The following is an 18,441-nucleotide window of genomic DNA, read 5'->3' as shown; positions in this document are numbered from 1 at the left end:
ACCCGATGACGGCGAAGCGCCCGTCATTGTCAGCTTGGTCGAGGCAGCGATGCAGATGTTCTCCGCAGCCATCGACGCCCTGCCCGACACCAGCGACCCGGAGTTCTCCAATCGCGCAAATGTCATCCTGTCCGGTTTGCGCAAGCTGCAGACCGCACTGACCAAGGCAGCGGCCCGCGGTCGCGCGACACCGTCAGTCATCGTTTCGCTCAGCGGAGTTCGGACCCGCTACGACGCGCTGATGGAGATGGTGTCCGAGGCACCCGGCGCGACGCTGGGTCAACAGCTCTATGTCGTCCGGCGGCGAGCGAAGCTATCGGCCCAGGAAACGGCGAACGGCGCCGGGCTCACACCCGAACTCCTCGACGCCATCGAGGCCGAAGAAGTCCCGTCCGATGATGAAGCGGCCCGAATCAAGGAGCTTCTCGCTGCCCTGGGCGGCTGACAACCACCACAGCGGATACCCCGCCGGTGCGGACGTATCACAGACGGCCTGCACCGATCGGAACTCGAGCGCGACGCGAAAGAAACTCAGCCGGCGTGAGCGCCCAGCGTGCCCTGCAGGTCGGGCTTCATGGCGTTGAGCTGTGCGCCCCAGTACTCCCAGCTGTGGGTGCCGTAGGGCGGGAAGTTGAACACGGCGTTGTGACCGCCGGCCGCAAGGTACGCATCCTGGAATTTCTTGTTACCGCCGATCATGAAATTGCTCTCCAGGAAGGTGGCCGGCAAGTTGTTGCCGCCCAGTTCGTTCGCAGTCCCATTGCCGCAGTACACCCACAGCCGGGTGTTGTTGGCGACGAGTTTGTCGACGTTGACCGTGGGGTCGTTGCGGATCCACGCCGGATCGTTATCGGGCCCCCACATGTCTTCCTTCTTGTAGCCGCCGGCGTCGCCCATCGCCAGCCCGATCGGGCCTTGGCCGGTAGACGGGCTGAGATAGCCGGACAGCGACCCGGCGTAGATGAACTGAGCGGGGTGGTAGATAGCGAGGTTCATTGCCGACGAACCGGCCATCGAGATGCCGACCGCAGCGCTACCGGTCGGCTTCACGCTCTTCTGCGCGGACAAAAAGCCCGGCAGTTCGCTCGTCAGGAATGTCTCCCACTTGTAGGTCTGGCAACCAGACTTGCCGCAGGCCGGGCGGTACCAGTCGGTGTAGAAGCTGGACTGGCCCCCGACCGGCATGATGATCGACAGCCCGGACTGGTAGTACCACTCGAACGCCTGGGTGTTGATGTCCCAGCCGTTGTAGTCGTCTTGGGCCCGCAGACCGTCCAGCAGATAGACGGCAGGAGAGCCGCTGCCACCGCTCTGGAACTGGACCTTGATGCTGCGACCCATCGACGCCGACGGTACTTCCAGATACTCGACAGGCAGCCCGGGTCGAGAGAAAGCATTGGCCGACGGCGCCCCGCCGACGAGGCCCACCAGACCCGGTAGCGCAGCGGCAGAAATCGCGGCGACCGTTAGTCGCCTCGCCCAGCCACGCATCTTGACGCTCACATATGCCATATCCGGCCCCTTGTCGACGGCTTTACACGCTAGGAAAAACGTACCGCGCGGCCGACCATATGTCGATGAAGGCACAACGGTGTGGCGATTTGGCAGCAACCCTTTCCATCTGCGCGGGCCTGTGCTAGGAACCCTAAACGGCCTCTTCGGGGCAACTTTTTGCGACCGCCGGCAAGTCCACACCCGGTTATCCCGAGTCGCGCTTTCTCGCGACGAGCGCGTAGGGTGACCCGGGGTAAGACCGACGAGACCACGCGGTCCCGGTCCTCCGCCGCCTGCGAAGCAATACGTCTTTCGTCATGTTCGCCGGGCGGGAGCATGGGCACCGGACCGCGATTGAGGTGCAGACTTGGAAACGGTACTTGGGCTGTCGCTGACATCGAAGTCAGTCGGCTGGGTCCTGGTGGAAGGTCGCGATGCCGACGGCGCCATCCTCGATCACGACGACTTCGACGTTCATCTCACCGCCGGAATCCAGGCGGTTTACACATCTGAGCAGGCCAGCGCCGCTGTCCTGGATGCGCAACGCGCCGCCGCTGGGCTCGATCAACGCCTGCGCGTCGTTGGCGTCACCTGGAACGACGAATCGGTCGCGGAAGCGGCGCTGCTTGTCGAGTCACTCACCGACGCGGGATTCGACAACGTGGTGCCCATCCGGCTGCACGACGCCTGCGACATGCTCGCCCGCGCCATCGCGCCAGTCGTCGGCTACGACCAAGCCGCGGTATGCGTGGTCGACGGCGACTCTACGATCGTGGTGATGGTCGACGCCGAGGGCGGCGAACCCCAAACCGCCATCAAGCAGCTGTCCGGCGGCCCGGCCAATCTGATGCACTGGCTGACCGCGCTGTTCGACCGCAGCTCCTGGCAGCCCGGCGGCATCGTCGTTGTCGGCGCTCACGATGAACTCGACGCGCTGTCGGCACGGCTCGCGTCGCTGCCGGTCCCGGTCATCACTCAGGCCGGCGCGGAATTGGCCTTAGCGCGCGGAGCCGCCCTCGCCGCGGCGCACAGCACCGAGTTCACCGATGCCGAGATGCTCGACACCGTGAACCGCTGGCGGCAGGACCACAAGACCGCGCGGCAGCGCCCGTATGCGGGCGCGGTGACCATCCTGGCCGCCGGCGCGGTGACGCTCGTGGCGTCGCTGTCGCTGGCGCTGGGGCCGCATTTGGTGCCCAACCACGCGCCCGACCCGGTCCGGCCATTCGCCCACCTGGCCGCCCAAGCACCCATCGCCGAGGCTCCGCCGCCGCCCGCGGTCAAGCCGCCCGCTCTGCCCGCTCACAAGACTGCGCCGGCCCACGAGCCCGTCGTCGAGCAGCAGCCCGTCGTCGAGCAGGCGCCCGCTGAGGTTCCCGCCGTTGCACCGGTCGCGCCGCCGGCGCCGCCACCGCCGGTTGCGCCTCCGCCCGAGCCGCCGCCCAACCCGCACCCGCTGCTCACGAAGTTGTTGCAACGCCTGCACGGGCAAGACCCCGACCAACAGCCACCGCCCCCGCCACCGGGAGCACCGGGCGCGCCGGCGCCCTAGTCAAGCCGCGAACTCCTGAGCGATGTCGGCGGCGATGCTCAACACGTTGAGGTGTTCGTCGGCCGACGCCAACCCCGCGTTCATGGTGTTGACCGCGACATGGGACGCGCCCGCCTGCGCCCACATTCGTAATCCGCCGGCCAAGCGCTCGGCGCTGCCGTCCCAGGACACCTGACCCTGCATGCCGAGGTGGGCCGGATCCCGGCCGGCCTCGGACGCCGCCTGCGCCACCTCTTGACGTGCCCGCTCGAGTTTGGGGCCGGGCGCCATCATCGGAAACCAGCCGTCGCCGAGCCGGCCCGCTCGTCGCAACGCGCGCGGTGTGGCCGCTCCGAACCACACCGGAATCGGGCGCTGCAGCGGGAGCGGCGCAATCCCAGCCCCGGTCACGGTGTGGTAGCGGCCGGCGAAGGTGACGCTCGGCTCGGTCCACAGCTTGCGCATCAGCTGCACCTGCTCGTCGCAGCGCCTACCTCTGGTCGAAAAGTCTTCGCCCAGAGCTTCATACTCGACGGCATTCCAGCCGAGGCCGACCCCGAGGCGCAGCCGACCGCCGCTGAGCAGGTCGATTTGGGCGGCCTGCTTGGCGACCAGAACGGTCTGTCGCTGCGGGAGAATCACCACGCCGGTGACGAGTTCAAGCGTGCTGGTGACAGCGGCGAGGTAGCCGAATGTCACGAGCGGCTCGTGAAAAGTGTCGTGTAGGTCGTAAGGGCCGTTCCAGCCGGAGTGAACGCGTGCGTCCGCACCGACGACATGGTCGTAGGCCACCAGGTGAGCGAACCCGAGTCGTTCGACCTGCTCGCCATAGGCCCGAACCGCGCCCGCATCGGCGCCAATCTCGGTCTGCGGGAACACCACACCGATTCTCATCGCGACTCCTTCCATCAGGACCTCTTGGCGCGCTTCGCGGTGAATGCGACTACGACGTCGTCGGCGACCTTCAGTGAGCCGAGCAGTTGCGAGTACGGTTTGATGCCGAAATCCGATTGCCGGACCGTGGTTTCGCTGGAAAGCAGCCAGTGCCCGCCTAGGTCTTCGGTGCGCAGATCGACGATGTGCGGTCGGGAGACGTCGCGGATGGTCAATGTCCCGATCAACCGGTAGCCGTCGCCGGTCTTCTCAATGTCCGCGGAGACAAAGGTGATTCGCGGATAGCGCTCGGCAGCCAGCGATCGCAACGCATTGCTGCGCACCAGGAACTTCTCGGGCGGGGACAGCGGAGTGACGCCGCCCTCACCGCGCACGACTTGCAGCGAGCCAGTATCGACCGTCAATTCCGCGGCCACCGTTCGTCGGCATCCCACTTCGTCGTCGCCCGCCAGCCCCGCATCGCGAGGGTCAGCCGATGTCCCATCGCCGCGGCCGGCCCGGCGACACCGGTGCGGATCAGCACGTCACCGTCGGAGCCGTCGAGGCTCCAGTCAGCAACGTCGTTGTGCGTCACACCGTCAGGACGGTCCGGTAGCGGGCCCGACCTTGTTCCAGCGTGGCGTAGCCGTCAGCGGCCCGCGCCAACGGCAACTCTTCGATCCACGCCCGCACTCCGGTCTGCACCGCGAACTGCATCGTGTCTTCGATTTCGCTGGCCGTGCCGGACGGGTGGCCGACAATGCTGAGGCCCGGCGTAATCAGTTGGAGGGGGCTGATCGGCAGCGGCTCCGGGGTGACGCCGATGGCGAGAAGCTCGCCCCTGGGCAGCAGCCCGCCGACAGTTGCGGCCATCGCCTTCGACGCCCCTGCGGTACCCAGCACGACAGCAACCCCGCCGAGGTCGTTCAAGGCATCGGAGACGTCGCCGTCCGTCGCGTCGATGTAGTGGTGCGCACCGAGTCGGAGCGCATCTTCTTTTTTGGCGGTCCCGCGGTTGATCGCGATGGTCTGAAAACCCATTGCGCGGGCGAACTGGATTCCCAGGTGACCGAGCCCACCGACACCGAGGATCGCCACCCGGTCGCCGGGCAGCGCCCTGGTGTGTCGTAGCGCGTTGTACGTCGTCACTCCCGCGCAGCCCATCGGGGCGGCTTCGGCGTCGGAGAGCTCCGCGGGGATACGCGCCAGGGAGGTGGCCGGAACCGTCGCTGACTCCGCGTAGCCGCCGGGGTAGTGCCAGCTCGGCACTTTGCCGTTCACGCAGTGGATGAACTGCCCCTTGCGGCACTGCGCGCAGTGGTTGCAGTTGCCGCCGAACCAGCCGACGGCAACGCGGTCGCCAACGTCGAATTCTTCAACATCAGGCCCGATTTCGGCGATCCTACCGGCGATTTCGTGGCCCAGAGTGAGCGGCCAGGACAGGCCGGGGAAGTCGCCGGCGACGAAGTGGGCGTCGGTGCCGCAGATGCCGCAGGCCTTGACGCTGATCCGCACTTCTCCGCGCGCCGGTGGCCTGGTCTCGACGTCGACGAGCTCCAGCGGTGCGCCCGCGGACTTGACCTGGACCGCTTTATGTGACGACATAGCCGTAGCCTACTGCGCGACAGGGCATTTGGCCGAGGCATCGCTGTGGTAATCGACCTGCCAGTGCTTGATGCCGTTGAGCCAGCCCGAGCGCAGTCGTTCGGGAGTGCCGACAGACTCCAGGTCGGGCATGGCGTCGGCGATCGCGTTGAACATCAGGTCGATGGTCATCCGGGCCAGGTTGGCGCCGATGCAGTAGTGCGCGCCGGTGCCGCCGAAGCCGACGTGCGGGTTGGGGTCGCGCAGGATGTTGAAGGCGAACGGGTCCTCGAACACCTCCTCGTCGAAATTGGCCGACCGGTAGACCATCACGACGCGCTGACCCTTCTTGATCTGCACTCCGGACAGCTCATAGTCCCGCAGCGCGGTCCGTTGGAAGGACGTCACCGGGGTGGCCCACCGCACGATCTCGTCGGCGGTAGTGGCGGGACGCTCCTTCTTGTAGAGCTCCCACTGGTCGGGGAAGTCAGTGAAGGCCATCATGCCCTGGGTGATCGAGTTGCGGGTCGTCTCGTTGCCGGCGACCGAGAGCAGGATGACGAAAAACCCGAATTCGTCGTCGGAGAGTTTGTGGCCGTCGACGTCAGCCTTGATCAGCGTGGTCACGATGTCCTCGCCGGGGTTGGCGGCCCGGTCGGCGGCCATCTGCATGGCGTACATGATCAGTTGGATCGAGGCGTCGATGGCGTCGTTGCCGGCGAACTCCGGATCCTGGTCACCCACCATTTGATTGGACCAGTGGAACAATTTCATCCGGTCTTCCTGCGGCACACCCAACAGTCCGGCGATGGCTTGCAGCGGAAGCTCGCAGGACACCTGCTCGACGAAGTCGCCGGATCCGTGCGCCGCCGCGGTTTCCACGATCTGTCGGGCCCGCTCCCGGAGGTCGTCGCGAAGACGCTCCACGGCGCGCGGCGTGAAGCCACGCGAGATGATCTTGCGTAGGTGAGTGTGCTGCGGCGCGTCCATGTTGAGCAGGACGAACTTGCCCCGCTCGATCTGCTCGCCGACCGTACCGTCTTTGTAGCGTGGCAGCGCGGTCTTCTCCAGGCTCGAGAACACATCGCTGCGGCGCGAAATTTCCTTGACGTCCTTGTGTTTGGACACGACCCAGAAACCACCGTCGTCAAACCCGCCGGCGCCCACGGGCTGCTCGTTCCACCAGATCGGCGCGGTCCGGCGAAGTTCGGCGAGTTCTTCCACCGGTAGGCGTTTGGCGTGGACGTCGGGATCAGTGAAATCGAATCCGGCAGGAAGATTCGGAGTCGGCATCGGTGGCACTCCTATGAAAATGGCTTTGGGAAAACGACTTGGACATGACGCGTTCTGGCTCAGTAAAGCACCGCGACCGCCGAGATGGAACGGCTCTGCAGGGATTGCCCGACACCAGATTGGAACGTGTTCTCGCCAGCCCTTCAGCTGAATTTCGGTGTCACTGCCGGTCTGGTCTCATGCCGGGAGAAGTCACCGACTAGGAGGCCACCCTGGTGTGCATGGTTGTCAGCGACGTCATCACTCCCGACGACGCGGTGCAAGCACCCGCCCACTGCACCTCGTTTCGGCGACGGCCGCGACCGGCGTCCTGATCTGCACATACCGGCCTGTCGATCGCTGCGCGAAACGGCCTTGTGGCGGCGGCGGTACTGACTATGCTTGCCTGCGGGTCACAGGAGAAATGGCCCGGTGACGCACTACCGAAGGTGGATCATGATTCGCGAAATGTTCGCTGCCGCGGCGGTCACCGGTGCTGCTGTCGGCCTGGCGCCGGTCGCCCCTGCCGATGCCGGGCACTACGACGGCGACGTACCGGGGATGAACTACGACGCGTCGCTCGGTGCACCGTGCGACAACTACGAACGATTCATCTTCGGCCGGGGCCCCGGCGGTCAGGCCGAAGCCTGCCATTTCATCATCAACCAGTTCCCGGCAGCGCAGACGGGGTACTGGGTCATCACCTATCCGCTCTACGGAGTTCAGCAAGTCGGCGCCAAGTGCGACAACCCGCGCGGGTCGTCGGCGCAGTCGCCCGACGGGCAGCCCATGCTCTGCACCGAACACGGCTGGCAGATCGGCCAGCTGACCGGGGGCGGGGCCCCGAACGGCCAAGGCGGCGGATTCCCGTCCGACACCAGCATCACCCACTTCCCCTAAAACTCAGGAGACAGCCATGGCCTTCAGGCCGAAAGACGCCATCGACGCCGCCCGCGACATCGTGACGAACGCCGTCGAGCGGTCGTCGGACATCGTCGAGAACGCCAGCCACATCATCAAAGGCGATATCGCCGGTGGCACAGGCGATATCATCCACAACTCGCTGGACATCGCCACGTACGCGGTCGAGCGGACCAAAGAGGTCTTCACCGGCGCCGCCGAAGACGACGACTAGACCGCGGCGGCTTCGTTCAACTCGTCGAGCCGATTGGTCGCCTCCAGATACTCCTGAACCCAGCGCTCGATGACCGTCGAGGTCTTCTCGACCTTCGCGAACTGCCCGACGACCTGGCCGACCGGATTGAACGCAACGTCGACGGATTCGTTCGGGTAGCGGTTGGTCGCCCGCACCGCCATGCCGGACACCATGTACTGCAAGGGCATTCCGAGCGGCTTCGGGTTGTCCGGCTTCTCCCAGGCCTCGGTCCAGTCGTTGCGCAGCATCCGGGCCGGCTTACCCGTGAATGACCGACTGCGCACGGTGTCGCGACTGCCGGCTTTGATGTAAGCGGCCTGCTGCACCGGGGTATTCGAGGATTCCTCGACCATCAGCCATTGCGAGCCCGTCCACGCACCCTGGCAGCCCAGCGCCAGGGCCGCGGCGATCTGCTGACCGCTGCCGATACCACCTGCGCCGAGAACGGGAACCGGCGCGACCTCCTTGACGACCTGCGGCCACAACACAATCGAACCCACTTCGCCGCAGTGCCCACCGGCCTCGCCGCCCTGGGCGATGATGATGTCGACGCCGGCATCGGCGTGCTTGCGGGCCTGCGAGGGAGAGCCGCACAGCGCCGCCACCTTCAGCCCGGCGTCATGGATGTGTTTGATCATCTCCGGCGGCGGGGTGCCGAGCGCGTTGGCGATCATTTTCACCTTCGAGTGCTTGAGCGCCACCTCGACTTGAGGCGTGGCCGTCGCCTCGGTCCAGCCCAGCAGCTGCAGGGTGTCGCCGTCGCTGTCCTCGACCGGCACGCCGTGGTCGGCGAGGATCTTCTTGCCGAAGTCGAGGTGATCCTGCGGCACCATCTTGCGCAGCGACTCAGCCAGGTCTTCGGCCGACAGGTGTGAGTCCATGCCCTCGTACTTGTTCGGGATGACGATGTCGACGCCGTACGGATGATCGCCGATGTTCTCGTCGATCCACGTCAGCTCGATCTCGAGCTGCTCGGGAGTGAAGCCGACCGCCCCCAGGACGCCGAATCCGCCGGCCTTGCTGACCGCGACCACGACATCACGGCAGTGCGTGAAGGCGAAGATCGGAAACTCGATGCCGAGCTCGTCGCAGATGGGAGTGTGCATGGGAAGGTCCTCACGTTGTTGCTTACCGCGGCGTAGGCTAACTGGAACGTGTTCTAGTTTAGTACGGATTTGGTCGGCCACAACACCCGGGTGAAAGCAAGCACTCGCCGAGCGAGTCCTGGTGGAACAAGTTCTAGCGTCGAGGCCGGCTGCGGTAGCGTGTCGCGTCATGGGACGCGTGGACGGAAAAGTTGCACTGATCAGTGGTGGCGCCCGGGGGATGGGCGCCGCTCACGCCCGGGCCCTGGTTGCCGAGGGCGCGAAGGTCGTGATCGGCGACATTCTCGACGATGATGGCAAAAAACTCGCCGACGACATCGGGGAGTCCGCGCGTTATGTCCACCTCGACGTCACCCAGCCCGAGGAGTGGGCGGCCGCGGTGTCCACCGCGGTCAACGACTTCGGCAAGCTCAACGTGCTGGTCAACAATGCCGGCATCGTGGCACTCGGCCAGTTGGGCCAGTTCAATGTGGACAAGTGGAACAAGGTCATCGACGTCAACCTCAACGGCACCTTCCACGGCATCCAGGCCGTGGTCGAGCCGATGAAGGCCGCGGGCGGCGGCTCGATCATCAACGTCTCGTCGATCGAGGGTCTGCGTGGCGCGGTCATGGTGCACCCCTACGTCGCCTCGAAGTGGGCGGTGCGCGGCCTGACCAAATCAGCGGCGCTGGAATTGGCGTCGCAGAACATCCGGGTGAACTCCATCCACCCCGGCTTCATCCGGACGCCGATGACCAAGCACTTTCCGGACGACATGGTCACTGTTCCGCTGGGCCGCCCCGGTGTATCCGAGGAAGTGGCCAGCTTTGTGTTGTTCCTGGCCAGCGACGAGTCTTCGTATGCCACCGGTGCCGAGTTCGTGATGGATGGCGGGCTGGTCAACGACGTCCCGCACAAGTTCTGACCGTTAGTTGCGGTCAGGCGCTATTGACGCCGGGCGATCGCGGCAGGGCACGCTGGCCGCATCTCCGTTCGTTGACGTCCACGAGAGTGCAACTGCCGAGGCATTTCCCGAGTAGGACCGTCGGTAGTTGCACTTTCGCATCGTCCTGCGGCGACCTGTGCATGCCGTAGGACTCCAGGTTCGATTTCGTCAATCCCGCGCGCAGTTTCATAAAACCCGCTATTAAAAGTATGGTGGATTTCCAACTCGATGCGGCGCAGACGGCCTGGCTGGCTGAGGTACGCGCGTTCCTCACCGAGAACGTCACGCCGGCGCTGCGATCCGAATTGAGCGAGCACGGTCAGGAAGTTGCGGATGGGGAGGTCGCGGCCTTTCGGCGCAGGATCGGCGAACGGGGCTGGTTCGGGCTGAACTGGCCGTCGGAGTACGGCGGGCTGGGACTGGGCGCAATACATCAGCACCTGTTGATGCGGGAATTCGAGTACTGGGGCGTACCGGGCCCCGATCTCACCGTGACGTCGGTGGCGCCGATGATCATGCGGCACGGCACCGAGGGAAACAAGCGCGAGTTCCTCCCGCCGATCGCTCGCGGCGAGCTGGTCTGCGCGGTCGGCTACTCAGAACCGGAGGCGGGTACCGACCTGGCCAGTCTGCGGACTCGGGCGGTCCGCGACGGGGATGAGTGGGTGATCACCGGATCCAAGATCTGGAACAGCGTAGCGAACCGGGCAACTCATGAATGGCTTTGTGTCAGAACCGATCCCAATGCACCCCGGCATCGGGGCATTTCGGTGATCATGGTTCCCACCGACTTGCCCGGCATCCAGATCCACCCGTTGTACGCCTGGTCGGGGTATCGCACCAACGAGGTGTTCTTCGACGAGGTCAGGGTGCCTGTCGGCAACCTGATCGGTGAACTCAATCAGGGCTGGACCTACATCACCGGCGCCCTGGATCTCGAGCGCGGCGCGCTGACCAATGCCGGCGACCTACGGCGCGCACTCGACGACCTGACCGAACTGGCCGGCCGTGACAACGCAGCCCTGTTGCAGACACCCGGCCTACGCCGCCGACTCGTCCAGGCCGAGGCGGATGTGGAAGCGGCGGAGTTGATGGGATTTCACGCGGCCTCACTGTTGGAGAGCGGCGTGATTCCCACCATCGAAGTCAGCGTCGAGAAGATCTTCACCAGCGAGCTACGCCAGCGGATAGCCGATTTGGCTCTCGACATACTCGGCCCTGACGGTCTGCTGGCCTATCGCAGCCCGGGAGCGCCCGAGGGCGGCAAATTCGAGCGGCTGTACCGGGTTTCGCCGCTAATGCGGTTCGGCGGCGGCACCAACGAAGTGCTGCGCGACGTGATCGCCCAACGTGGCCACGGCATGCCGTCCTACGGACGCTGACCGCCTGATGAGACTTTTACCCAGCGACGACGAACGCGATCTGGCGTCCATGCTGTCGGCGCTGTTGGCCGCCGAGTGCCCGACGAGCCTGGTTCGTGAACTGCGCGATACCGACTCCCGGGCAAGACCCGAACGATTGTGGAAGGCGCTGGCCGATGCCGGCGTGTTCGGATTGTCGACGCCCACCGAGTACGGCGGCGCGGGCGGCACGCTGTCGGATGCGGGCGTCTTTTGCGTCGAGGCCGGCCGCGCGCTGTGCCCGACGATCGTGCACGGCACCCTGCTGGCTGCGTTGGCCATCCACCTGCTCGGTGGGCCAGATCAGCGTGCGGCCTGGCTACCACCGCTGGCCGCCGGAAACCTCTGGGCCACAACGTCGTTGTGGGATCCGCGCGATGCTGCCAAGATCACCCCGACGCTGCGGGCCCGCGTCGACGCAGTCGGAACCTGGCGGCTACGAGGGGCCGTCAATTTCGTCGCCGACGCTGACCTCGCCGATCTGCTGGTGGTCTCCGCCGCTGACGGCGAGCGGACCGTGGGCTTCGTCGTGCCATTGGCGGTAGCGGGTCTGCAGATCGAGGCACAACCACTGATGGGTGGCCACCGCGCCTTCCGCATCGGCTTCGGCGACGTCGAAGTGGCCGATCCCGAGGCCGTGCTGGCCGGATCGCGCGGCGCGGGCCTGGCCGCTGAGGATCTACGCCGGGTCGCCAACGCCGCGGTGGCCTTGCAATCGCTGGACCTGGTCGGCGTCGGTGAGGCGGTGCTGCAGCGCACGGTCGATTACACGATGGCACGCAAACAGTTCGGCCGGGCGATCGCGTCGTTTCAGGCAGCGCAGCATCTGGTGGCGAACATGCATATCGCGCTGGCGGCGGCCCGGCTCGCCGCTCAGTCGGCCGTGTTCTGGATCACGCAGGGCCACAACGGTGCTCGAGAGACCGCGATTGCCCGGATGCACGCGGCCGCCGCGGCGAAGCTCGTCACACTCGACGCGCACCAATTGCACGGCGGTATGGGCTATGTGGTCGAAACGGACCTGCATCTGTTTTCCGAACGAGCCCGGGTGCTCTCGACGCTCGGCGGCGGCGCGGACATCGCATCGACGTGGCTCCAGGAGGGGACGTGAGCGAGCCGCGACGACGACGATGCAGAGCCGAGCGATGAGGAGGAGCGGCGCACACGAACACAGCCTGATCGACGCGGAGTCGGCGGCGCGGGCAGGAACGGTGGCTGCCACCGCAACGGGTGAAGTCAACCGGCGCGACTGGCAGCGGTGGGCCGCCGCCGTCGGTGACCACAATCCACTCTGGTTCGACCCCGAATACGCCCGCGCACAAGGCTATCGCGATATCGTCTGCCCGCCGCTGTACCTGCAGTACGCCATCCTGGGCGTCACACCGCTGGACGCGGCGCGGCCCGACGGGTCGTCGGGTGCGGTGTCGGGCAGCCTCGCGTTCCCGCGTGCGCCCAAAAGGATGGCCGGCGGCGAGAGCACGGTGTTTCACGGGCCGGCCTACCACCACGACGAGATCGACATGGTCCGGACCATTGAGTCGATCGTCGAGAAGCACGGCCGCTCAGGCGCATTCGTCCTGGTGACCTGGAGAACGTTGTATCACAATCAACACCGCGAATTGCTTGCCGAGGCAACGACGTCGATGATCGCCCGACCCTAGGGAGCAGCTGTGACCCGCGAGCAGATCTTCTACGACGACGTCCACCAAGGCGACACCTTGCCGGCACTGACGGTGACGCCCGACGAACGACAGTTATTCTTCTTTAGCGCCGCAACTTACAACGGTCACCGCATCCATTACGACAAAGACTGGGCTCGATCGGCCGAGGGTTACGACGACGTCATCGTGCAGGGCCCGCTGCAAGCCGCGTTGCTGGCCCGGGCGATCACCGACTGGATCGGCGGGCGCGGGCGACTGGTCGAGTACTCCGTGCAGAATCGGGCGGTCGCGCTTGTCGGTGAGCAGCTGACTTTCGCAGGCTCCGTGACCGGAAAACGCTTGGTCGACCGCATCGGTCTGGTCGACCTGGAAATCGCCGGGCGCCGCGACGACACTGTGTTGATGCCCGGTACCGCGACGGTCGCCCTGCCGCTGCGTGGTGACCAGTCGTGACGGGCCTGCGCGGCGAGGCGGCGATCATCGGCATCGCCGAGTTGCCCGCCGAACGTAAGCAGACCCGGCCGCCGTCGTTCACCCTCGACCAGTACGCGCTGCTGGCCAAGATGGTGGTCGACGATGCCGGGGTCGACGCACAAGTGGTCAATGGTCTGGTGTGCCACGGCCTGGCGGAATCCGACATGTTCGCCCCGGCGACGCTGTCCGAATATCTCGGCCTGCCGGTCAATTTCGGGGAACGCGTCGACCTCGGCGGTGCCACGTCGGCGGGGATGGTGTGGCGGGCCGCGGTCGCCGTAGAACTCGGGCTGTGCGACGCGGTGCTCGCGGTCGTGCCCGGATCCGCGGTGCTGCCGACCTCCACCCGCCATCCACCGGCGCCGCCCGGTTGGCACGGCGCATCGAGCAACAGGTACGGGTCGCCGCAGGCAGAATTCGAAATTCCCTACGGCAACGTCGGCCAGAACGGGCCCTATGCGCAGATTGCGCAGCGCTACGCGGCGCTTTACGGTTATGATCCAACAGCTTTGGCGAAGATCGCGGTGCACCAGCGGACCAACGCATGCGCCCATCCGGGGTCGGTGTTCCACGGCAAACCCATCACCGTCGCCGACGTGCTGGACAGCCCGATGATCGCCGATCCCATTCACATGCTCGAGACGGTGATGCGCGTGCAGGGCGGCGCCGGCGTCCTGATCGCCAACGCCGACGTCGCCCGCCGGGCGCGGCACCGCCCGGTGTGGGTCGAGGGGTTCGGCGAACACATCGCTTTCAAGACAGCGACCTACGCCGAGGACCTGATGACGACGCCGGTGTCGCGTGCCGCCGAACGCGCCTTCGCGATGGCGGGTCTGGCGCCGTCGGACATCGACATGGCGTCGCTGTACGACTGCTACACCATCACGGTTCTGATGACGCTCGAAGATGCCGGCTTCTGCGGCAAAGGCGACGGCATGGCGTGGGTCAACCAGCGTGACCTCACCTTCGCCGGCGACTTTCCGCTCAATACTGCGGGCGGACAGCTGTCGTTCGGTCAGGCCGGTATGGCGGGCGGCATGCACCACGTGGTCGACGCAGCCCGCCAGGTGATGGGCCGCGCCGCCGCCGCTCAGGTCGCCGACTGCAACCGGGCATTCGTCAGTGGAACCGGTGGCATCATGAGCGAACAAGTCGCACTGGTGCTGGCTGGTGACTGACATGACCGAGGCGATACCACTTCCGGAAGCCACACCCGTGTCGGCGCCGTTCTGGCAGGCCCTCACCGAGCATCGGATTTTGGTGCAGTTCTCGCCGTCGCTGGGACGATACGTGTTCTATCCACGCACCCTCGCACCAGGCACGTTGGCCGACGATCTGCAGTGGCGCGAAATCGACGGGGCCGCAGCGGTGTACACGTTCACCGTGGCACGCCGGCCCACCGGCCCGCCGTGGGCGAATCACATGCCGCAGATCCTCGCCGTCGTCGAATGGGACGCGGGCCCCCGGCTCAGCACCGAGCTGGTCGACGTGGATCCCGCCGATGTCCGAATCGGTATGCGGGTCAGCCCGGTGTTCTGCGACATGGGCGAGATGACGCTGCTCAAGTATCGGCCGGCCGATGTTTGAGACCGTGCAGCAGTTGCTGCGGTCCCGCATGGACGACGACACACCGGCGCTCGCGCACGGCGACCGGAACTGGACCTGGCGTGAACATTTGACCGAAGCTGCCGCCGAAGCCGCCGCGCTGATCGGGCTGGCCGACACCGGTCGACCGCTACACGTCGGCGCCCTACTGGGTAATTCGCCGGCCATGCTGCGCTCAATGGCGGCGGCCGGGTTGGGTGGTTATGTGCTGTGCGGGATCAACACCACGCGGCGCGGAAACGGGCTGCTTTCGGACATCCGCCGATCGGATTGTCAACTGCTGGTAGTTGATTCCGCGCATCAGCGGCTGCTGGACGGTATGGACCTTGCCGGGATCACCGTGCTCGACGTCGAGTCCCGGTCTTACCTCGATGCAATCGCGTCCGCGCCGCCACTGGTCCCACACCGTGAGGTCGGCTTCGATGACACCCTGATGATGATCTTCACATCGGGAACCAGCGGCGACCCCAAGGCGGTGCGTTTCTCCCACGTCATGGCAATCATGTGCGGCGCGAGTCTGGTCGGGCAGTACGACGTCACCGCCGACGACGTGTGCTACCTGTCGATGCCGCTGTTTCACTCCAACGGCGTGGCCGCCGGGTGGGCCGTCGCCATCAACAGCGGCGCAACAATGGTTCCGGCACGATTCTCGACGTCGAGATTCCTGGCCGATATCCGTCGCCATGGCGTCACGTATTTCAACTATGTCGGCAAACCGCTGGCATTGCTGCTGGCCACCCCCGAGCTTCCCGACGACGCGGACAACACCCTGCGTATCGCATTCGGCAACGAGGCGTCCGACCGCGACATCGACGAGTTCGCCCGGCGCTTCGGCTGCCGGGTGGTTGACAGCTTCGGTTCCAGCGAGTTCGCGGTGATCATCACCCGCGAGGACGGTACGCCCGCCGGGTCCATCGGCAGGGGATACCCTGGGGTCGCCGTCTACCGCTCCGAGACAGTCACTGAATGCGCGTCAGCGGTTTTCGACGAATACGGCGCACTGGCCAACGCCGACGATGCGGTCGGAGAGCTGGTGAATACCGAGGGGACCGGCCCGTTCGCCGGCTACTACAACGATCCCGCGGCGACCAACGAGCGCGTCCGCCACGGCATGTATTGGTCGGGGGATCTGGCGTATCGCGACGCCGAGGGCTGGATCTACCTGGCCGGCCGCACCTCGGACTGGCTGCGTGTCGACGGCGAGAACCTGGCGGCCGCGCCCATCGAGCGCATCCTGCAACGGCTAGGCCCGATCAATCAGGTTGCGGTATACGGGATTCGGGATGAGGTCGGCGACCAGGTGATGGCTGCCATTGTTCTGAATGACGGTCAGTCGCTGACGCCGGATGAGTTGGAGAAATTCCTGGCCACTCAACCGGACTTGTCACCGAAAGCTTGGCCCCGGTTCGTCCGGATCAACGATGCGCTTCCGCATACGGCGACCACCAAGATCCTCAAGCGTGAGTTGATCCGCGCCGGAGCCAGCGCCGAGGGCGGCATGCTGTGGCAGCGGGTGGGCCGGGGGACTGCCTACGTCGCGATGCCCGAGAGTCTTGGTTCGCCGACTGTGTAGGTCGTCAGGTGCAACACGCTGCATCGCCGTTATAAGACGCACATTCGACGCCGGGTGCGAACTCAGCGGGATGCCATGACGTACTCCGAGTGCATGATCTCGTCGATCTCCACGTCGACCTGGGGAGCGGTCCGACCGTAGTGCCGCTGCAGTTCGGGATTGGTGCGAACGGATTCGATCGTCCAACCATGTGCGGCGAGCCAATGCGCGAGGTCGGTTTTCGTCGAGTCGTCGTAGGTCAGCGTGGCGAAGTTCACCTCACCGGACAGATTGAGACCCGGGTAGTTCTCTTCCAGGGCCGCGAGCCGGTCGTGGTCGAGGCGCGAGCCCAGCGCGCCGATCGCGAGCCGGCTGCCTGGCGCCGAGAGTTCGGTGATTCGGTCGAACAGCGTGTCCTGCGCGTCACCGGTGAGATACGGCAGGATGCCTTCGACCGACCAGGCAGTGCGAACAGCGGTGTCAAACCCCGCCGCGCGCAACGGTATCGACCAGTCTTCTCGTAGATCCGCCGCGACGTCGATGCGTCGGGCGGTAGGCGCGGCGGCCTGCTCAGCGAGGACCCGCACCTTGAACGCGAGAACCTCCGGTTGATCGATCTCGAATACCGTTGTGCCGATCGCCCATGGCAACCGATACGCCCGCGAGTCCAGCCCGGCCGCCACGATCACGGCCTGCCGTATCCCGACCTCGGATGCGGAGCTGAAGAAATCGTCGAAGAACCGGGTCTGTACGCCATACAGCCGCGGGAAGGTCAACGCGCCTTCCGAGGTTCCCGGATCGGCCAGCGCACCGGTGAGAAACGGATCCTGTGCGGCGGCGATGAAATGCTTGGCGTATTCGTCGCGCACCAACGGCTGTGCGCTCACTGCATGTAAGGCACGCCATCCCGCGACCAGAAGCGCGGTGTAGCCGACACTGCTGACGATGTCCCAGGTGTCATTGTCGGAGCGGTTGATGCCCCACTTGTCCTGTCCTGCGCTCATCGAATGGCCCCTTTTTCTTTCACAATTCCAGTAGCACGGTGACCGGCCCGTCGTTCACCAGCTCCACGCGCATATTGGCGCCGAAGATGCCGGTTTCCACATCGGCGCCCAGACCCCGTAGCGCTGCCACGAACTCGTCGACCAACGGTTCGGCGACTGCCCCCGGCGCGGCCGCGTTCCACGACGGTCGCCGCCCCTTCGTGGTGTCGGCGTACAGGGTGAACTGGCTGACCACCAGGATCGGTGCGTTGGCGTCGGAGGCGGACCGCTCCTCGTCAAGAATCCGCAAACGCCAGAGCTTTTCGGCGAGCTGCCGAGCTTTGTCGACGTCGTCGTCGTGTGTCACTCCAACCAGCGCCAGTAAACCCTGGCCGGCGGGCCGGATCGAACCGACACCCTGGCCGTCGACTGACACCGCCGCCGATGCGACTCGTTGCACCAGAACCCGCACGACCCGATGCTGCCACGTACGCTCGCCAGATGTCAGTTCTGGTTGCGTTCTCGGTCACGCCGCTCGGAGTCGGAGAGGGCGTCGGCGACATCGTCGCCGAGGCAGTCCGGGTGGTCCGCGAGTCGGGGTTGCCGAACAAAACCGACGCCATGTTCACCGTCGTCGAAGGGGAGAGCTGGAGCCAGGTGATGGCCGTCGTTGAACGCGCCGTCGAGGCGGTTGCGGCGCGCGCCAATCGGGTCAGTGTGGTGATCAAGGCTGACTGGCGATCCGGCGTCACCGACGCCATGACCAGCAAGACCGCGTCGGTGGAGCGACACCTTTCTGCAGGCCCCGACCGTCACGCCTAA

General features: G+C 65.8%; 20 protein-coding genes and 1 pseudogene. 13 read left to right on the top strand and 8 right to left on the bottom strand.

Annotated elements, in window-relative coordinates:
• Positions 1–49 precede the first annotated feature (49 nt).
• Complete coding sequence (locus tag AC2VOG_RS11425) at positions 50–445, top strand: hypothetical protein (protein ID WP_486940023.1); 396 nt, start codon at positions 50–52, stop codon at positions 443–445.
• 86 nt (positions 446–531) lie between these two features.
• Here the strand turns inward: AC2VOG_RS11425 and AC2VOG_RS11420 are convergent, their stop codons facing one another.
• Positions 532–1,512 (bottom strand): esterase family protein, encoded by a 981-nt coding sequence (locus tag AC2VOG_RS11420; RefSeq protein ID WP_486940006.1) that lies wholly within the window; start codon positions 1,510–1,512, stop codon positions 532–534.
• A gap of 349 nt (positions 1,513–1,861) precedes the next feature.
• Here AC2VOG_RS11420 and AC2VOG_RS11415 point away from each other — a divergent pair, with 349 nt between their 5' ends.
• Positions 1,862–3,046: a DUF7159 family protein gene (locus AC2VOG_RS11415; RefSeq protein WP_486940005.1), complete on the top strand. Its 1,185-nt coding sequence runs from the start codon at positions 1,862–1,864 to the stop codon at positions 3,044–3,046.
• Here the strand turns inward: AC2VOG_RS11415 and AC2VOG_RS11410 are convergent, their stop codons facing one another.
• From AC2VOG_RS11410 to AC2VOG_RS11395, 4 genes and pseudogenes are all read right to left on the bottom strand, one after another.
• Positions 3,047–3,919 (bottom strand): LLM class F420-dependent oxidoreductase, encoded by an 873-nt coding sequence (locus AC2VOG_RS11410; RefSeq protein ID WP_486940004.1) that lies wholly within the window; start codon positions 3,917–3,919, stop codon positions 3,047–3,049.
• A 14-nt stretch (positions 3,920–3,933) separates the two neighbouring features.
• Positions 3,934–4,493, bottom strand: a pseudogene (locus AC2VOG_RS11405) (YceI family protein).
• Positions 4,490–5,503 (bottom strand): alcohol dehydrogenase catalytic domain-containing protein, encoded by a 1,014-nt coding sequence (locus AC2VOG_RS11400; RefSeq protein WP_486940003.1) that lies wholly within the window; start codon positions 5,501–5,503, stop codon positions 4,490–4,492. The pseudogene AC2VOG_RS11405 and the gene AC2VOG_RS11400 overlap by 4 nt, the downstream one beginning before the upstream one ends.
• A 9-nt stretch (positions 5,504–5,512) precedes the next feature.
• Entirely contained in the window at positions 5,513–6,775 is a 1,263-nt protein-coding gene (locus tag AC2VOG_RS11395; protein ID WP_486940002.1) for a cytochrome P450, read from the bottom strand.
• A 435-nt stretch (positions 6,776–7,210) separates the two neighbouring features.
• On the opposite strand from AC2VOG_RS11395, the gene AC2VOG_RS11390 reads away from it, so the two are divergent.
• Positions 7,211–7,654 (top strand): hypothetical protein, encoded by a 444-nt coding sequence (locus AC2VOG_RS11390; protein WP_486940001.1) that lies wholly within the window; start codon positions 7,211–7,213, stop codon positions 7,652–7,654.
• Between the two features lie 16 nt (positions 7,655–7,670).
• Complete coding sequence (locus AC2VOG_RS11385; protein ID WP_486940000.1) at positions 7,671–7,889, top strand: Rv1893 family protein; 219 nt, start codon at positions 7,671–7,673, stop codon at positions 7,887–7,889.
• Here the strand turns inward: AC2VOG_RS11385 and AC2VOG_RS11380 are convergent.
• Complete coding sequence (locus AC2VOG_RS11380; protein ID WP_486939999.1) at positions 7,886–9,016, bottom strand: nitronate monooxygenase; 1,131 nt, start codon at positions 9,014–9,016, stop codon at positions 7,886–7,888. The genes AC2VOG_RS11385 and AC2VOG_RS11380 overlap by 4 nt on opposite strands.
• A 169-nt stretch (positions 9,017–9,185) precedes the next feature.
• Here AC2VOG_RS11380 and AC2VOG_RS11375 point away from each other — a divergent pair, with 169 nt between their 5' ends.
• From AC2VOG_RS11375 to fadD1, 8 genes are all read left to right on the top strand, one after another.
• On the top strand, positions 9,186–9,923 hold the full coding sequence (locus tag AC2VOG_RS11375; protein WP_486939998.1) for a glucose 1-dehydrogenase: 738 nt from the start codon (positions 9,186–9,188) through the stop codon (positions 9,921–9,923).
• A 233-nt stretch (positions 9,924–10,156) separates the two neighbouring features.
• On the top strand, positions 10,157–11,326 hold the full coding sequence (locus AC2VOG_RS11370; protein WP_486940022.1) for an acyl-CoA dehydrogenase family protein: 1,170 nt from the start codon (positions 10,157–10,159) through the stop codon (positions 11,324–11,326).
• A gap of 7 nt (positions 11,327–11,333) precedes the next feature.
• Positions 11,334–12,455 (top strand): acyl-CoA dehydrogenase family protein, encoded by a 1,122-nt coding sequence (locus AC2VOG_RS11365; protein WP_486939997.1) that lies wholly within the window; start codon positions 11,334–11,336, stop codon positions 12,453–12,455.
• 34 nt (positions 12,456–12,489) lie between these two features.
• Positions 12,490–13,005, top strand: a complete 516-nt coding sequence (locus AC2VOG_RS11360; protein ID WP_486939996.1) for a MaoC family dehydratase — start codon at positions 12,490–12,492, stop codon at positions 13,003–13,005.
• 9 nt (positions 13,006–13,014) lie between these two features.
• Positions 13,015–13,458, top strand: coding sequence for a MaoC/PaaZ C-terminal domain-containing protein (locus AC2VOG_RS11355; RefSeq protein WP_486939995.1), 444 nt, complete (start codon positions 13,015–13,017; stop codon positions 13,456–13,458).
• Complete coding sequence (locus AC2VOG_RS11350; protein ID WP_486939994.1) at positions 13,455–14,657, top strand: thiolase family protein; 1,203 nt, start codon at positions 13,455–13,457, stop codon at positions 14,655–14,657. The genes AC2VOG_RS11355 and AC2VOG_RS11350 overlap by 4 nt, the downstream gene beginning before the upstream one ends.
• 1 nt (position 14,658) lies before the next feature.
• The gene (locus AC2VOG_RS11345; protein WP_486940021.1) at positions 14,659–15,066 is read left to right on the top strand and encodes a Zn-ribbon domain-containing OB-fold protein; all 408 of its coding nucleotides are present in this window, start codon (positions 14,659–14,661) and stop codon (positions 15,064–15,066) included.
• Positions 15,059–16,657, top strand: a complete 1,599-nt coding sequence (gene fadD1, locus AC2VOG_RS11340; protein WP_486939993.1) for a fatty-acid--CoA ligase FadD1 — start codon at positions 15,059–15,061, stop codon at positions 16,655–16,657. The genes AC2VOG_RS11345 and fadD1 overlap by 8 nt, the downstream gene beginning before the upstream one ends.
• A gap of 62 nt (positions 16,658–16,719) precedes the next feature.
• Here the strand turns inward: fadD1 and AC2VOG_RS11335 are convergent, their stop codons facing one another.
• Positions 16,720–17,640, bottom strand: coding sequence for a class I SAM-dependent methyltransferase (locus AC2VOG_RS11335; protein ID WP_486939992.1), 921 nt, complete (start codon positions 17,638–17,640; stop codon positions 16,720–16,722).
• 19 nt (positions 17,641–17,659) lie between these two features.
• Positions 17,660–18,091: a D-aminoacyl-tRNA deacylase gene (gene dtd, locus AC2VOG_RS11330; protein ID WP_486939991.1), complete on the bottom strand. Its 432-nt coding sequence runs from the start codon at positions 18,089–18,091 to the stop codon at positions 17,660–17,662.
• A 29-nt stretch (positions 18,092–18,120) separates the two neighbouring features.
• On the opposite strand from dtd, the gene AC2VOG_RS11325 reads away from it, so the two are divergent.
• A complete protein-coding gene (locus AC2VOG_RS11325) occupies positions 18,121–18,441 on the top strand; it encodes a thiamine-binding protein (protein ID WP_486939990.1) in 321 nt (106 codons plus the stop codon).

This window comes from Mycobacterium sp. TH-M11, from assembly GCF_057473725.1.
The sequence above is the reverse complement of the archived record's forward strand: the minus strand, read 5'-3'. Positions and strand labels throughout refer to the sequence as shown.

Excerpts from the sequence above, each read along its gene's own strand:
- AC2VOG_RS11425 (WP_486940023.1), top strand. The coding sequence starts at position 50 with ATGCAGATGTTCTCCGCAGCCATCGACGCCCTGCCCGACACCAGCGAC.
- AC2VOG_RS11420 (WP_486940006.1), bottom strand. The coding sequence starts at position 1,512 with ATGGCATATGTGAGCGTCAAGATGCGTGGCTGGGCGAGGCGACTAACG.
- AC2VOG_RS11410 (WP_486940004.1), bottom strand. The coding sequence starts at position 3,919 with ATGAGAATCGGTGTGGTGTTCCCGCAGACCGAGATTGGCGCCGATGCG.
- AC2VOG_RS11400 (WP_486940003.1), bottom strand. The coding sequence starts at position 5,503 with ATGTCGTCACATAAAGCGGTCCAGGTCAAGTCCGCGGGCGCACCGCTG.
- AC2VOG_RS11395 (WP_486940002.1), bottom strand. The coding sequence starts at position 6,775 with ATGCCGACTCCGAATCTTCCTGCCGGATTCGATTTCACTGATCCCGAC.
- AC2VOG_RS11390 (WP_486940001.1), top strand. The coding sequence starts at position 7,211 with ATGATTCGCGAAATGTTCGCTGCCGCGGCGGTCACCGGTGCTGCTGTC.
- AC2VOG_RS11385 (WP_486940000.1), top strand. The coding sequence starts at position 7,671 with ATGGCCTTCAGGCCGAAAGACGCCATCGACGCCGCCCGCGACATCGTG.
- AC2VOG_RS11380 (WP_486939999.1), bottom strand. The coding sequence starts at position 9,016 with ATGCACACTCCCATCTGCGACGAGCTCGGCATCGAGTTTCCGATCTTC.
- AC2VOG_RS11375 (WP_486939998.1), top strand. The coding sequence starts at position 9,186 with ATGGGACGCGTGGACGGAAAAGTTGCACTGATCAGTGGTGGCGCCCGG.
- AC2VOG_RS11365 (WP_486939997.1), top strand. The coding sequence starts at position 11,334 with ATGAGACTTTTACCCAGCGACGACGAACGCGATCTGGCGTCCATGCTG.
- AC2VOG_RS11360 (WP_486939996.1), top strand. The coding sequence starts at position 12,490 with ATGAGGAGGAGCGGCGCACACGAACACAGCCTGATCGACGCGGAGTCG.
- AC2VOG_RS11345 (WP_486940021.1), top strand. The coding sequence starts at position 14,659 with ATGACCGAGGCGATACCACTTCCGGAAGCCACACCCGTGTCGGCGCCG.
- fadD1 (WP_486939993.1), top strand. The coding sequence starts at position 15,059 with ATGTTTGAGACCGTGCAGCAGTTGCTGCGGTCCCGCATGGACGACGAC.
- AC2VOG_RS11335 (WP_486939992.1), bottom strand. The coding sequence starts at position 17,640 with ATGAGCGCAGGACAGGACAAGTGGGGCATCAACCGCTCCGACAATGAC.
- AC2VOG_RS11325 (WP_486939990.1), top strand. The coding sequence starts at position 18,121 with ATGTCAGTTCTGGTTGCGTTCTCGGTCACGCCGCTCGGAGTCGGAGAG.